This window comes from Candidatus Pelagibacter sp. HIMB1636 (assembly GCF_052047675.1).
Classification (GTDB): Bacteria; Pseudomonadota; Alphaproteobacteria; order Pelagibacterales; family Pelagibacteraceae; genus Pelagibacter.
In genome coordinates, this window is record NZ_JBNAJP010000001.1 from 1,395,001 (window position 1) to 1,410,181 (window position 15,181).

Annotated in this window: 16 protein-coding genes (1 of these 16 cut by a window edge); 7 read left to right on the forward strand and 9 right to left on the reverse strand. The window is 23.7% G+C overall.

The window, feature by feature from the left end:
• The 4 genes in view from ACTTA6_RS07315 to ACTTA6_RS07330 are tightly spaced (at most 23 nt apart) and all read left to right on the forward strand, a layout consistent with a single transcriptional unit that may run on beyond the window.
• Positions 1-568: the 3' portion of a hypothetical protein gene (locus ACTTA6_RS07315; protein ID WP_440613447.1), read on the forward strand. Its footprint begins 395 nt before the window's first position; 568 of the gene's 963 nt are visible here — the last part of the coding sequence; the start codon falls outside the window, past its left edge; it ends in the stop codon at positions 566-568.
• Between the two features lie 10 nt (positions 569-578).
• Positions 579-1,376, forward strand: coding sequence for a nitrilase-related carbon-nitrogen hydrolase (locus ACTTA6_RS07320; protein WP_440613446.1), 798 nt, complete (start codon positions 579-581; stop codon positions 1,374-1,376).
• Positions 1,377-1,399: 23 nt separating this feature from the next.
• Entirely contained in the window at positions 1,400-2,446 is a 1,047-nt protein-coding gene (locus ACTTA6_RS07325) for a sugar phosphate nucleotidyltransferase (RefSeq protein WP_440613445.1), read from the forward strand.
• A 14-nt stretch (positions 2,447-2,460) separates the two neighbouring features.
• Positions 2,461-3,249 carry a class I SAM-dependent methyltransferase gene (locus ACTTA6_RS07330; protein ID WP_440613444.1) on the forward strand — a complete coding sequence of 263 codons (789 nt, stop codon included), beginning with the start codon at positions 2,461-2,463 and terminating at the stop codon, positions 3,247-3,249.
• Here ACTTA6_RS07330 and ACTTA6_RS07335 read toward each other — a convergent pair.
• The 6 genes from ACTTA6_RS07335 to ACTTA6_RS07360 are packed head-to-tail and all read right to left on the reverse strand — an operon-like array spanning position 3,241 to position 9,479.
• The gene (locus tag ACTTA6_RS07335; protein WP_440613443.1) at positions 3,241-4,278 is read right to left on the reverse strand and encodes an N-acetylneuraminate synthase family protein; all 1,038 of its coding nucleotides are present in this window, start codon (positions 4,276-4,278) and stop codon (positions 3,241-3,243) included. The two genes, ACTTA6_RS07330 and ACTTA6_RS07335, sit on opposite strands and share 9 nt — an antisense overlap.
• The gene (locus ACTTA6_RS07340) at positions 4,279-5,367 is read right to left on the reverse strand and encodes a radical SAM/SPASM domain-containing protein (RefSeq protein ID WP_440613442.1); all 1,089 of its coding nucleotides are present in this window, start codon (positions 5,365-5,367) and stop codon (positions 4,279-4,281) included. It abuts the gene before it with no gap.
• Complete coding sequence (locus ACTTA6_RS07345; RefSeq protein WP_440613441.1) at positions 5,367-6,716, reverse strand: glutamate-1-semialdehyde 2,1-aminomutase; 1,350 nt, start codon at positions 6,714-6,716, stop codon at positions 5,367-5,369. Before ACTTA6_RS07345 ends, ACTTA6_RS07340 begins: the two co-directional genes overlap by 1 nt.
• 3 nt (positions 6,717-6,719) lie before the next feature.
• Positions 6,720-7,712, reverse strand: coding sequence for a Gfo/Idh/MocA family protein (locus ACTTA6_RS07350; RefSeq protein ID WP_440613440.1), 993 nt, complete (start codon positions 7,710-7,712; stop codon positions 6,720-6,722).
• Between the two features lie 4 nt (positions 7,713-7,716).
• Positions 7,717-8,451: a cytidylyltransferase domain-containing protein gene (locus ACTTA6_RS07355; RefSeq protein WP_440613439.1), complete on the reverse strand. Its 735-nt coding sequence runs from the start codon at positions 8,449-8,451 to the stop codon at positions 7,717-7,719.
• Positions 8,448-9,479 carry an N-acetylneuraminate synthase family protein gene (locus ACTTA6_RS07360; protein WP_440613438.1) on the reverse strand — a complete coding sequence of 344 codons (1,032 nt, stop codon included), beginning with the start codon at positions 9,477-9,479 and terminating at the stop codon, positions 8,448-8,450. The genes ACTTA6_RS07355 and ACTTA6_RS07360 overlap by 4 nt, the downstream gene beginning before the upstream one ends.
• 90 nt (positions 9,480-9,569) lie before the next feature.
• Between ACTTA6_RS07360 and neuC the strand changes: the two genes are divergently transcribed.
• Genes neuC through ACTTA6_RS07375 form a run of 3 tightly spaced genes read left to right on the forward strand, consistent with a single transcriptional unit; the run spans position 9,570 to position 12,209 of the window.
• Positions 9,570-10,706 carry a UDP-N-acetylglucosamine 2-epimerase gene (neuC, locus tag ACTTA6_RS07365; protein WP_440613437.1) on the forward strand — a complete coding sequence of 379 codons (1,137 nt, stop codon included), beginning with the start codon at positions 9,570-9,572 and terminating at the stop codon, positions 10,704-10,706.
• 7 nt (positions 10,707-10,713) lie between these two features.
• Complete coding sequence (locus ACTTA6_RS07370; protein ID WP_440613436.1) at positions 10,714-11,598, forward strand: formyltransferase family protein; 885 nt, start codon at positions 10,714-10,716, stop codon at positions 11,596-11,598.
• The gene (locus tag ACTTA6_RS07375; protein ID WP_440613435.1) at positions 11,595-12,209 is read left to right on the forward strand and encodes a PIG-L deacetylase family protein; all 615 of its coding nucleotides are present in this window, start codon (positions 11,595-11,597) and stop codon (positions 12,207-12,209) included. The genes ACTTA6_RS07370 and ACTTA6_RS07375 overlap by 4 nt, the downstream gene beginning before the upstream one ends.
• A gap of 10 nt (positions 12,210-12,219) precedes the next feature.
• Here the strand turns inward: ACTTA6_RS07375 and ACTTA6_RS07380 are convergent, their stop codons facing one another.
• From ACTTA6_RS07380 to ACTTA6_RS07390, 3 genes are read right to left on the reverse strand one after another with little or no spacing between them, the layout of a single operon-like run.
• Positions 12,220-13,359, reverse strand: a complete 1,140-nt coding sequence (locus ACTTA6_RS07380; protein WP_440613434.1) for a polysaccharide biosynthesis protein — start codon at positions 13,357-13,359, stop codon at positions 12,220-12,222.
• Positions 13,360-13,379: 20 nt separating this feature from the next.
• Positions 13,380-14,027: a formyltransferase family protein gene (locus ACTTA6_RS07385; RefSeq protein WP_440680396.1), complete on the reverse strand. Its 648-nt coding sequence runs from the start codon at positions 14,025-14,027 to the stop codon at positions 13,380-13,382.
• On the reverse strand, positions 14,002-15,180 hold the full coding sequence (locus ACTTA6_RS07390; RefSeq protein WP_440680397.1) for an aminotransferase class I/II-fold pyridoxal phosphate-dependent enzyme: 1,179 nt from the start codon (positions 15,178-15,180) through the stop codon (positions 14,002-14,004). The genes ACTTA6_RS07385 and ACTTA6_RS07390 overlap by 26 nt, the downstream gene beginning before the upstream one ends.
• Position 15,181 lies beyond the last annotated feature (1 nt).

The following is a 15,181-nucleotide window of genomic DNA, read 5'->3' on the forward strand; positions in this document are numbered from 1 at the left end:
CTTATCAATAGAAGAAAGATTTGTTAATAGCGAAAATATAAACGTTTTAATAAACAAACATTTTCCTAATAAAAATATTGATATTTTTTCAATAGATATAGATGGAATAGATTATTGGATTCTTAAGCAACTACCCGATAATATATCCAAAATTATAGTTGCAGAATACAATCCATATTTTGGTCCTGAACTAGAAATTACAGTGCCTTACTCAGAAAATTTTAACAGAACTAAGTACCATCCATCCAACTTATGCTGGGGCATGTCCTTAAGGGCTTTGATTAATTTAATGAAAGACAAAGGATTTAATTTTATTGGTTCAAATTCGTTACGTAATAATGCTTTTTTTGTAAAAAATGATTTTATAAATTTACTACCGTTAGATAGTATTAATACAAGTGATTTGGAAAATTTTACAAATGCACGATTTAGAGAAAACAAAAGTAAAACAAATAAATTAGGATTTAATAGTCCTGAAAAAAATCTTACTACAATTCAAGATTGTGAAGTTTTAAATTTAAAGGATGGCAAAATTTACAAGATTAAGGAGTTAATAGAAAAAATTTAATAAAAGTAAAATGAAAATTGCATGTATTCAGGTAAAATCTACTGACAGGTTGGATCAAAATATTAAAAAAATTATAAAATATATTTATATTTGTATAAAAAAAAGAGCTGACTTAATAATCACACCTGAGGCTACCACTTTTCTTTATGATGATAAAAGCACTTTGATAAAGAATAGTTATATTTTTGGAGAGGATGATTTTTTAAAAACTATAAGTAAAATTTCAAAAAAATATAATAAATGGATTTTGATAGGATCAATTTTTATTAAAGAAAAAAAAAAATTTAAGAATAGGTCAATACTATTTAATCCTAACGGAAAAGTAGAAACATATTATGACAAAATAAATTTATTTGATGCTAAATTAAATAAAAATAGTATTTTTAATGAGAGTAAATATTTTAAACCTGGAAAAAAATTAAAAATAGCAAATTTACCATGGGGTAAACTTGGAATGGCAATTTGTTTTGATTTAAGATTTCCTGAAATTTTTAGAGAATATTCAAAAAAAAATTGTTTTTTTATAAGTATACCCTCAGCTTTTACAAAATTAACTGGAAAAAGGCATTGGTTGAATTTGCTAAAAGCTAGAGCGATAGAAAATTTTTGTTATATTTTTGCACCTAATCAAACTGGAAAAAATACAAAAAAATGGGAAACATTTGGTCATTCTGTTATAATTTCTCCAGATGGAAAGATATTAAAGATAAATAAATTTAAAGAGGGGGCTATATTTGCAAAAATTGACCTGAATTTACCAAATAAATTAAGAAAGTCTATACCAAGTCTAAAAAAACGTCTAAATTAATTAAGCATTAATATTACATTGATATGATATATAAATCTGATCTCACTTCTTTTAAAATAAATAATAAAAAAAAAATAACTGAGGCATTAAAAAAACTTAATCTAATTAATCCACCTATATTATTTGTTGTGGATATAAAAGATAATTTTATCGGCACTGTTACGGATGGTGATATTAGAAGGCATTTTTTAAATGAAAATAATTTAAATAACAAAATTGAAAATATTGTTAACAAAAAACCATTTGTATGTAATTTTAAAGATAAAGATAAAAAAAAATACTATAGGAAAATACTATACTCAAAATATCTTAAAGGCATACCAATAATTAAATCAAAAAAATTATTTGCAGCTTTTTTTGCTTTAGAAGAAAAATTTTCATCTCCAATAGTAATAATGGCTGGTGGAAAGGGAAAAAGATTATTACCCCTCACAAAAAATATCCCCAAACCTTTGTTAAAAATAAACGGTAAACCAATCTTAGAATATATTGTTGACAATATTATTAAGGAAAATTTTTATAATATTTATGTTTCAATAAATTATAAAAGCAAAAAGATTAAAAATTTTTTTAAAATCAACAAGAATTTTGGATTAAATGTTAATTTTTTAGAGGAAAAAATCCCCCTAGGAACAGCTGGGTCGCTTTTTTTTCTCAAAAAAACAAAAATAGACGATAAATATATAATTGTAATAAATGGAGACGTAATTACAGACTTAAAATTAAATAAAATTTTATCATTTCATAAAGAAAATAATTTTGATGTCACCATGGGGTGCATGAATTATCAAACTCATATACCTTTTGGAGTAATTAAAAACAATAAAGGAAAATTTGATAGAATTGAGGAAAAACCATACATAAACAAGCTTGTTAATGCTGGTATTTATGTAATAAATAAATCCGTTGTTGAAAAAATAAAATCTTTAAAATTTACTACAATGCTAGATTTGATCGAAAAAATTAATAAAAAAAAAGTAGGTTTATTTCAATTATATGAAAATGAAGATTGGATTGATTTAGGCAATAAAGCAGATTTTTTAAAAATTAGAAAAAAATTAAATAATTAACCTTTTTATATTTTATGTTTAGAAAATATGATAAAATCATAAAAGATCACTACGATAAAGTAGCTTTGTTGCACAAAAAATCTTCTTCATCAACAATGCAAGACATTAAAATAAGAAGTTTAGAAACTGATTTTATTTTAAGTGAATTAAATAAATTAAAAAAAAAAAGAATTAAAATTTTGGATGTAGGTTGTGGTAATGGTTATTCTTTGAGTATTATTAGCAAAAAATTTAAAAAATTTGATTTATATGGATATGAACAAAATTTATCTTTGCTAAAGATTGCCTCTGATAGATTAAAAAATAAAGCTAAAATTTTTCATAAAGATATAAGAAGAATTGATAAAATTTCTGAAAAATTTGATCTAATAATATGTCAAAGGGTGATTATCAATATTTTAAATTCCAAAGACCAGAAAAAAGCTTTAAAAAATTTAATATGTTTAGTAAAAAAAAATGGAGTACTTTTGTTCATTGAAACATTTAAATCCTCTATTAAAAGTTTAAACAAAATAAGAAAGACTTTTAAACTCAAGCCAATAAGGCATGCTTATCACAATAAGCCTTTAAATGATAAATTTTTCAAAAATAAAAAATTAAGAGAATTTTATATTGATAAAAATCAGGAGCTTTCGTCTCATTACTTAATTGCGAGGGTTTTACATCCAATATATATCATTAATAATAAGATAAAGTTTCAACATAATTCTAATTTTGTTAATTTTTTTTCTAATGAATTGACTGGAAAAAGTGATTCTTATTCATATATCAAGTTATTAAAATTCAAAAAAATATTAGATTAAAGTATTAGCTTTGTAATTTTTTTTTGATTTTCTTCCAATTAAACTCAAATACTTAGATGCAGAAATTCCATTAGCAGGTCGTTTGCAGGTAATGTTTTCAAATGAAAATTTTTCATTTATCTTTATATTTTTTTTAGCAACAATTGATCTCCTAATAATTTTTTGATTTTTTAATTCAGATTTTGTAACTTTTTTTACATCACTTCCTAATTTAATTTCACTTTCTCTTATTAATTTAACCATTTTGATTAGCTCTTTAGGGTTCAATGATGCCTTATGGTCAGGTCCTTTCATTTTTTTGCTTAAAGTAAAATGTTTTTCAATAACCTTTGCTCCTAATGCTACTGTTAATGAAGGAGTAAAGTAATCATCACTATGGTCAGAGTATCCTATAGTACAATTAAATTTTCTTAACTTTTTTAATACATTTAAGTTTAGTTGATCAATTTTAGCTGGGTAATCAGAAGTACAGTGTAGTATTGATAAATTAGAGCTATTAAACTTGGTTTTTTTACTTGTTTTCAAAAATGATAAGGTTTTTTTTATTTCAGATAAGTTTGATGCCCCAGTAGATAAAATTAGTTGAATTTTATATTTTATAATTTCATTTAGAAGTTCAAAATTATTTATATCCCCAGAAGCAATTTTAATAATTTTTAATTTCAGTTGTTTAATTAAAAAAATTAAACTCTCTTTATCAAAAGGTGTTACAATAAAATCTAATTTTTTTTTTTCAGCATACTTTTTTAAGCTAAAAAATTTCTTTTTATCTAACGCAATTTTTTTTAGCATTGAAATTTGATCATTGTCTTTAAAATTTTTTTTCTGATATTCAGCCTGCTCCGTTCCTGGTAAGCAAATTCTGTCTGGATCAAAAATCTGAAATTTAACAGCGTTAACTTTTGCTCTTGCAGCAATATCTATTAGTTTAAATGCATTTTTTAAATCACCATTGTGATTAACACCAGCTTCTGCAATAATATATACACTTGTTTTTTTTAAAAAGGGGTTTCTTTTAAATTTAAACATTTAACCGTGAGGCATATAGCATTTTTTACACATTTCCATCTTATAGTAATTTCCAGAACTATGTAATTTTCTAATTTCGGAGTATTTTTCTCCAAGCCATATATCTTTTAAATTTTGCTCTCTCCAGTTTCCGACTATTACTTCATCCTTATCATCTACACAACAAATAGTTACATTACCATTATATTTTAAAAACATTCTTTGAAAAGGCTGTGCACAGTGAAAACCTTTTACTTCAGGAAAATACAAACTATTTTCAATATCCCTATCTACAAAATAACCCCAGCCTAAAGCATCAACATGATCAGACCACATAATTTTAAGAGCTTCAAATTGTTTTTGCCATTTTTCATCTTTATACATGACCATAGATAGTCTAAGTTGGCAACTTGGTCTTATTTCGTTTTTTAATAAAATAAAGTTGAAAACATTATCTATTACTCTTCCAATAGTTGTTCCTTTTCTTTGTATAGAAAATTCCTGAGGATCAACAGCATCAAAAGATACAAAAACATTATCTATACCAGCTTCAAGTAAATCTTTACTTTTTTCTTTTGTTAAAAGAGAGGCATTTGTATTAAACATCACATCAATTATACCTTTCTCCTTTGCATATTTTACTTGCCATATTAGCTCTTTATGCGCAAGAGGCTCTCCAAGATAATTTAATTTAATTGACTTACAATTATTTGCTGTTGCTTGATCTATTATATATTTATAGTCTTCTTTTGAAATGTAACCTAATTCGCTAAAACTTTCGTTTGCCAGATGAATTGTTCTAGGACACATTGGACAAAGTAGATTACATACGTTTGTGGTTTCTATATCTAAATGTAAAGGAAAATTTGTAGTTATTTTTTTTTCAGGTATTTCCTGCCACATTTCTCTATATTTTTTATATTCATCATTTTTTAGATCTTTCCATTTTGTGTTATATACTTCTTCATAGTAAGTAGCGTTACTATTGAACTTACTGTTATGAAGATTTGTATTTCTATTTTCTGGTCTAGAAAATCTACTGTTATTTTTTACTGACTCTTTAGCGTTTTCTGATTGTTTTTTATATGCTTTTGAGAATTCATTTTTCATTAATTAAATTTCCTAAAGACAGGTTTGACTTCTTTTCCCTTTAAATATTTTTTTGTTTTACCAAACAAGGCTTTTTTGTAAACAACTAAAGCTGCTTTACAAGCATTTACAGTATAATCTAATTCTATTTTTTTATGTGAAAAAGAAGGAGAAATATAAGGAATTAATATATTTTTTTTAAGCATTTCTTGTTGAAAGATTGTTCTTAACAATAAGTTGTCTTTAAAATTTTTATCTAAGGTTCTATAATTTAAACATATAGAAGGTCCTTCTACAAAGAAATATTTATCAATATTTAAATCTTTAGAAACTAGGTTAATTTTTTGCTTTAATACTTCTCCAAATTTCCATAAGTGTTTTACTACATTTTTTTTTTGGTAAAATTTTACTGTATTTACAAAAGCACCCAATGATGACATTTCAGCACCATGTGTAGTTGAAAGCAAAAAAGTTCGTTCTTGTTTTTTTGTTATTGAACCTAATTCCATCACTTTTCTTTTGCCAGTGAGTGCAGATAATGAAAATCCATTTGCCATCCCTTTACCAAAAGTAGACAAATCAGGTGTAACGTCAAAATAATCTTGTGCACCTTTGAGGCTCCATCTAAATCCAGTAATCATTTCATCTAAAATTAATAAAGATTTATACTTATCACATAGGGCTCGCACTGATTTTAAAAAGTTTTTTTTATTAAAATTACAAGATTTACAATTATTTTTAAAACTATATGACTGACAATTACTAAAACAAGGTGTTAAAGTCGTTGCTGGTTCAAGAATTACACCTGCAATATTATTTGGATATTTTTTAAATATTTTTATTAAACTAGATATATCGTTATATCGAAAAACCTTTGAAAATTTAGATGTTTTTTTTAAAACACCTCTTTTCACTTTTGTTGATCCTATAAACCAGTCATCAAATGAAAAAAAAGGCTGTTCTTTTGGAAAACAAATTATTTCTTTTTTTGTATAAGATCGTGCTAATTTTACAGCAGCTGTTGTTACACTTGATCCATGTTTAGCAAACTTTACCATTTCTGCACCAGGAATTAAATTCACAAAAGTTTTTGCTGCCTTTAGTTCTATCATTGATGGTTTAGAGAGATTATTTCCGTTTTTTATCTCTCTTATTGCACCATTATTAATATCTTTTGTGTTATATCCAATAGTGACTGATCTCAAGCCCATAGAGTAATCTAAATATTTTTTTCCATTAGCTCCAATTAGATATGCACCATTCCCACTAGTTGCTATTGCTGGTGCATTAGAGGGAAATTGATCTTTACCTCTTGAATAAGTATGAGAACCTCCTGGAATAAATTTTTCTAACTCTTTTTCGTAATTCATAAATTAAGAGTGCTTAGATTTTTTTTCAATTTTCTTTAGTAAGTTTAAAAGTTTTAAATCACTTTTAAAATTTGACGGAAAAGGTTTTTTATTTTTAGTTTTTATAGCTGTGATAAAATCGTTCATTTCATTAATATATGGTTGTTCAGGATAAGTGTAATTTTTCTCAATATTTAGTTTTTTTAATTTAAGTTGAACATTTTTTTTTACATTTTTAACTTTAAGCATGTCCTCTTCTTGATTGAATAAAAGTTTACCCTTTTCTCCAATAATATTTAAATTTCTAGTGGCTTTAGGTCTTGATAAAACTTCAATAGTTATTTGAGAAATAACTTTTTTTTGATGTAGTAGTGAAAAATTATATATATCATCTATATTGGCATCAATTTTGCTAATTTTAGATTTAAATGAACTCAATATTTTTTTTGGAAAACCAAAAATATCTGTTATCCAATTTAATTCAAAAGGCACTATTTCTCGACATCCACCAGTAGATCTTTTTGATACATAAAAGTTTTTTATATTTTCCCATGGATGCCAGTCAGGCAGATATTGGCCTGTATGATAGTTTATATAAAGAATTTTTCCCAGTAAATTGGATTTTATAATTTTTTTTATAGCAACAGGCATTTGATAATATCTCATTGTGCATGATGGGGCATAAACCAAAGATTTAGATTTTATTTTTTTTATTTCTTTATTAATTAGATTTTCGTTTACAATTGACGCTTCAATAAAACAATTTATTTTATTTTTAATTGCAGATTTAATATATTTAAAATGAAATGATGGATGAGTTGACACAATTAGTGCATCAAATTCATTTATTTTTACATTCTTTAAAGAAGCTAAAGTGGGAAGATTATATTTTTTTTCAAATTCAATTCTTCTAATTTTATTAGTGTCATATCCAAAAATATTTGAATATTTTAGAGCTAGTAAATTTCTTGCTCTACGTTTTCCCATAGAGCCTAGCCCTATAATTAAAAATTTCATTTTTTTATGTACTTAATGCTAGATGTTTCTCATATTCACTTACCACACTTGAATTTATATTCAATAGCTTTTTATTAAATTTTAAAAAATTAATCAGTTGGTCATCATTAAAATCTGTTTTATTTTTTAATTTATTAATTATTTTTTTAATTAATTTGTAATCTTCTTCGTAGTCCAAAGTAAGTCTTATTGGTTTATTAATTGATTTAATATTAAATTTAATTTTTTTTTTAATTATTTTTTTATTATTTAAGAAATAATGGCCCCATACTTCAGTGTTTCTTTTTTTTTTATTCCCAATAATATATTTTAGTGCTTTTGTCTTAATAAAATTACAAGAAATGCCAACATGTTTTGTATCAAAATATATAAAATCATATTTTTTTTTTTTAAATAATTTTATTTGTTTAATAATTAAATCTGTAAAAAATAATGGATCATCAGCATCAATAATTATCATTCCATCTAAATTAAACTTTATTGCTGCATTATAATATCTTTTAAGTTTATCATCTTTGTGCCCTTTAAAAAAATCTAAATTATATTTTTTTGCAATATTAATTAATTTTAAATCTCTTTGATCTTTAGAAGTAGCTAAGATTATTTTTGCATATTTGTTTAAGTTTTTTGCTCTAATAAGTAAATATTCAAATATAGAAAAACCTGAGACTTTTAAAAATAATTTTTTTTTAAGTCTTTTTGATTTGTCTCTTGCAGATATTAATATTCCAATTTTCAATACAAATTTCTCTCTAAAATTGGAAGATCCTCATTAATTTCTTTTTTGCATCTTTTCCCAAAGTAATTCTCAATCTTTAATGGGTCTATTCCAGTATCAGATCTTTTAAATGTTATATTTTTAGAGGATATTTTATCTCCTTTATTAATTTTTATTTTTGCAACAGATCTTTTTCTTGATACCTGTCTATACCTTAATTCTGATTTTGATAATCCACTAAAATTTTTTTTTCCAAGTGATTTAAATGATAATTTGATATTTCTTACCATCTTTTCAAAATTTTTAGGATCTAAAGCTGACTCAAAATCTTCAGATTTTTCTTTTCTATTTAGAGTAATATGTTTTTCTATTACATCCACACCTAGAGGAACTGCTAAAGATGGTAAGTAAATTGCAAACTCATTTCCACCATCAATATGGTCAGCTAAACCTATGCTGCATTTAAATTTTTTTTTTAATGTTTTTAGTTGATTTAAGTTTATTTCATCAACTGATGTTGGATAAACTTGAATTCCATGTAGTAAAGTAAATGTATTATTTTTTTTTCTTTTAAAAATATTTATAACATTTTTAATTTCGTTCAATGTTGCTCCACCAGTTCTAATTACTACTTTCTTTTTTGTTTCTGCAATTCCATTTATCATTAATTTTTCATTAAAACTTGCAGCAGATAATGCGTACATTTCTGGCTTTATATATTTTTTGGTAAAAGAAAGACTTTCTAAATCATTGGGCATAACACATAGTTTCATATTTATTTTTTTTGCTGTTTTTTTAAGCATTATCCAGTTTTTATTTGTGAGATTGATTTTGTCTAAGTATTTATAAATATCTAAATTTTCTTTTCCTTGAGAAACTTTTCCAGGACTGTTTTGGTAAAACTTAGACATATAGGTTTTAAGATTTGTAATATGAATTCCAAAATAATTTGCCCCAGAATTTTTTGCAGCCCTTAAAAGCTTTATTGCTTTAATAACCGACCCATCATGTGACCAAGCCATCTCAGCTATAATACTAATTTTTGTCATTTTGGATTTGTTTATCATATAATATTATCTTAACAAGTTATTAGTAGATTTATTCTAAAAGAATTAGTAAATTAAATTTTTCAAAAAACTGTGAAAAAAAAACCTTATAAAAAAAAAATTTGTATCATTTCTACCTCTAGAGCAGATTATGATTTGTTAAAACACTTTGTTAAACAATGTTTAAAATCGCCATATTACAAAACTTATTTCATTGTAACAGGCTCTCATCTAGAAAAAAAATCTTACTCTATAAGTAATATTATTAAAGACAAAATAGATATTTACAAAAAAGTAAAAATAAACCTTAGTTCTGATAACAATATATCTATCTCAAAATCTAATGCAGTATCTCATGTTAAATTTTCAAAAATATTTTCTAAATTGAGACCTGAATTTATTGTTTTGTTAGGGGATAGAATTGAAATTTTACCTATTGCTTATTCAGCATTTCTACAAAATATTAAAATAATACATTTTAATGGTGGAGAGTCTACCTTAGGTATATTAGATGATGGTGTAAGGAATGCTGTAACTTCTCTATCAAATTATCACTTTGTTGCTCATAAAAATTATAAAGATAAGATAATGCATATGGGAAAAGATTTGGCAAAAATTTTTACTGTTGGCAGTTTATCAATCGACAATTGTAAGAATTCAAAAATTTTTTTGAAAAGTAAAATAGAAAATAGATTTGGATTTAAATTTAAAAAAAAAAATTTTTTAGTAACCTATCATCCAAATAATCTTGAAAAAAAATTAAATATAAATGATCTAAATAATATGCTTAAATCCATAAAAAAAAATTTGTCCAAAGATAATTTGTTTATTTTTACAGGTGGTAACATAGATCCATTAGGAATAAAAAATTTAAAAATTATTAAAAAATTTATAAAAGAAAATTATCAAAACTGTATTTTTGTTGAAAATTTTGGAGGGGATTTTTATTTAAGCACACTAAATCATGTAGACTGTTTAATCGGAAATTCTTCTAGTGGTATACTTGAGGCCCCAAGTTATAAAAAACCAGTAGTAAATATAGGATCTAGGCAAGGTGGAAGAGTAAAGGCGAATAATGTTATTGATGTAAATGGGAGAGAGACTGAGATAAGTGCTGCAATTAAGAAGGCAATTTCAAAAAAATTCCAAAAAAAAATAAAAAACCTTAAAAGTCCATTTGACAAGGGTCTTACATCAATTAATGCAATCAAGATAATAAATAAATTTTAAATTTTTCATGAAAATAAAAATAGTTTATATTGGCACAGTAAAGTTCTCTGAAATATTACTAAAAGAAATAATAAAATATAGAAATTATATTGATATTTATATTATTTCGTCAAAAAAGAAAATAAACTCAGACCACGAGAACTTAAACAAAATAGCTAAAAGAAAAAAATTACCGATTCATTTAACAAGTGATATAAATTCTAATCAAACTTTAAAGAAAATAAAAAATTTTAAACCCGATTATATTTTTTGTTTTGGATGGTCAAGATTATTAAAAAAAAAAATTATCAAATGTGCAAATAAATATTGTATAGGTTATCATCCAGCTGAATTACCTAAAAATCGTGGGAGACACCCAATTATTTGGGCAATTTATCTAGGTCTTAAAAATACAGCCTCAACTTTTTTTAAACTTACTGAAAAAGTAGATGATGGAATTATAATTGATCAGAAAATTTTAAAAATTAAAAAAAAATCTAAATCACTAGAAATATACAAATCTTTAGCAAAAATTTCAAAAATACAAATAAAATCAATAATTTTTAAAATTATTAATAATAAAAAAATAAAATTTTATAAAAAAAAAAATCAAAATATATGGAGAAAAAGAGGATTTGTAGATGGGGTAGTCGACTGGAGAATGTCAGGTAGTAGTATTATAAGATTAAGCAATGCTTTGTCTTATCCATACCCAAATGCTTGCTTTAAATATAAGGCAAAATATATAACATTTGATAAAGCAAAAATATTAATGAAAAAGAAGAACAATATTGAACCAGGTAAAATTTTAAAAGTAGAAAAAAATTCTTTTCAAGTAACTTGTGATGATAGTATTGTTAAAATAATTAGAATAAAACCAAAAATAAACTTAAAAAAAAATTCATACCTATGAAATATTGTGTAGTTGCACCCCACCTAGATGATGAAACTTTTGGTTGTGGCGGCTTGTTGTTAGAATTAAAAAAAAGAAAAAAAAATACTTATCTTATTGTAGTTGGAAAGTGTGACGAAAATATATTAAAGAAAATTAAATTTTTCTACAACTTTAGAGAAATTATACTTTTAAATATTGAGCCAACAAAATTTAATAATATTGGGTCAAAAGAAATCTCATTAGTGAAAAAATTTATAAATAAAAACAGAATAACTCATTGTTTTATTCCTAATAAAAATGATATTCATTCAGATCATTATTTTTCCAACAAATTATGTTTAGCTAGTTTAAAATGGTTCAGAGCTCCATCAGTAAAAAATATCAGTGTATATGAAGTTCCTTCTGAAACTGGGGTAATAGATAATCATTTTTCACCTAATTTTTATGTTGATATAAAAAAACATATTAAAAAAAAACTTCAAATTTTAAAAATATTTAAGAGTGAAATTGAAAATTTTCCATTTCCAAGATCTTATGAAAATGTCATGGCGCTTTCTAAGTTTAGAGGCTCACAAAGTGGTTATTTGAATGCTGAAGCATTTAAAATTATATATAAGAGAGATCTTTAGGAATTTATAATTACAAATTCTTTGAGATATTAACACTTTTTTCTTTTAGATTAATTTTATTAAAATGTTTTGATAGTTGTTTTTTTATAGTAATAATTTTTTTATCAAATTTTAATTTTTTAAGTATATCTGCAATGATTTTAGATGTTTTTGGATTTAACAATAAAGTATTTTTATCTAAATTTTTTATATAATTCAATTCAGAATTAATATACAGAGTTTCTTCATTTTTTTGACCTGTGATTTTGCTCTTAAGTAATTTTATTTTAAATTTTTTAGTTAAAATATAATTTTTGTAGGATTTATTCTTTATTTTATAATAATTTAATATTTTTATTAATAACTCTTTTATCGATAATTGTCTGCCAAGTATTTTTCCGTTTGGTATTACTATCATACCATCAGCATCTTTTGTTAGTGATTTTAAACACAAACTAACTGCCTCATTGTGAGTAATAAAAAATCTTTTAATATTCAAAGGAATTCCAAAATTTTTGTTCAATTTTATTTTATCATCAATCATTTTTAAAATACTTCCATTTGAAAAACTTACATTTGCAAATCTTACTGTAGAAAAAAATACATTCCTTATACTTCGTTTTTTAATAAAAAGTTTTTGTTCCATTATTTTTTTGGAAACTCCCATTATGCTAGATGGATCGCAAGCTTTATCTGTAGATATAAAAAAAACCTTTTTTAAAAATTTTGAATAATTGAAGTTAAAACAATTATTACAATTTGTATTAAATAAATATTTTAATGTGTAAATGTTTTCTTCACTCCTAACATGTTTGATTGCTGCAAAATTAAGGAATATGTTAATTTTTTTGTCATTAAGGAATTTATTTAATTTAAATTCGTTAATGTCATTACATATATAATTAATATTTATATTTAGGTTTTCTGAAACAATATTCCTGTTTAATTCAACTAACTCATTTTCATTTTTATCGACTAAGTACAAATTTTTAATTTTATATTTTAAAATATTTAATACAAAGCAGGATCCTATGGACCCCGCCGCTCCAAAAACAAGCACATTTTGATTATTAAATATTTTTTTTAACTCTTTTTTTTGATTTAAGTTAAGAGAAAATCTATTATTTCTGGAGATAATTTTTTCTTCTAAATGAAGGTAATTTAACGTCATAATTTATTTAATTTATAATTTTAATTATCTTCGCAATATTCAAATTTAATGTTTTTTAGTATTAAAAAAGGTTTAAATTTTTTACTGTTATAAGTCGCTTTAATACGTCTAATTATTTCATTTTTTTTCATTCGTAGCTTAATTTCTGATAAATTATCAATCTCTTCTTTTGTATATAATTTTTTAGACCACTTTACTTTTAGTGGAAAAACTGATTTTTTTTTCTTAATATATTGTAGTAACTCTATGAATTGTTTTTGCATTTCCAAATAAGTTTGATTTTTTAAAGATTCAACATTGTATTTTTTGATCTTAAATTTTTTAACATTATATATACTACCATTGTCAATTTTTTCATTTATTTCGTGTGCAGTGCATCCATAATATGTTTCATTATTATAAATGGCAAAATTATAACCTCCTAGACCTCTATATTTTGGTGTACCTGGATGAAAATTAATATTGTGATATTTTGTATAACTTAAAAATTTTTTTTTCAAAATTTTTTTTGATAAAAATGAAAATATATAATCAAAAGAATGTTTTTTATTATAAAATTTATGTTCATAATCATATTTAACTACAGTGTGTTTAAACAGTTTTTTTGTTTCTTTTATTATAAATTTATTTAAATTTTTTTCTTTATTTAAAATTAATAAAATTTTCATAACTTTTTTTAATTGATTTTTCTATATATTCTATTTTTTTATAAGTAAGTTTAGCACTAGATGGAGAGCAAATTGAATAATTAAATAACTTGTAGCTATTAGTTATTTTATACCTCTCATACTTTTTATAAATTAACTGAGTTTCATTTGGTGGCCAAACTTTCCGGAATTGAATTTTTTTTATTTGACTTTTAATCAAATAGTCTAAAAATTTTTTATTAATATTTTTTTTTAATTGTAATATTATCATCCAATTATTGTTATTAGAGATCTTATCGCACTTTAGAACAGAAAAAATTTTAGAATTTTTAAAAATTGACAAATAATTTTCATAAACTCTTTTTTTAAGTTTTTTAATTTTTTTTAACTTTGCTATCTGAGACAAACCTAGCGCTGCGTTTAAATTTGGCATTTTATAATTGTACCCGATTTCATTATGTTTAAAAAAATCGTTATCTTTAGCTTGATTTATTAAATATCTACTTTTTTTGGCTAAAGTTTTGTTATTTGTTAAAATCATACCCCCAGCACCTGTAGTAATAATTTTGTTTCCATTAAAGGACAAAATACCAATACTACCTATAGTTCCAGTATGTTTATTATTTAAATACTTTTTCTTATAGTGAGTTCCAAGGCTTTCAGCTGCGTCTTCAAGAATTTCAATATTTTTTTTTTTGCATACAGAAATTAATTTTTTAATATTAGCTCCATTCCCCCATATATGAGCAACAATCAGAGCTTTAATAATCTTTTTTGTTTTTTTATTAACACATTTTCCATTTTTAATTTCTGTATTTTTTTCTAAAAATTGAATTGTTTTATCTTCATCAATGTTAAAAGAATCATCAACATCCATAAAAATTGGGTCAGCATCATTGTATTTAATAGCATTAATCGTAGCAATAAAAGTTATAGAAGGAGCGATCACTTCATGTTTTTTGTTTATACCTAAAACTTTTAAAGCTATGTGAAGAGCTGAGGTACCTGAGTTACAGGCAATACAAAATTTTGATTTTGTTAATTTTGATACATTTTTTTCGAATGAAGAAATTTGTTTTCCTGCAGTGGAAACCCAGCTAGTTTTAATTGGATTTTTTATACTGCTTAAATCTTTTTTATCAAAATATGGTTCTGATAATAATATTTTATCCATT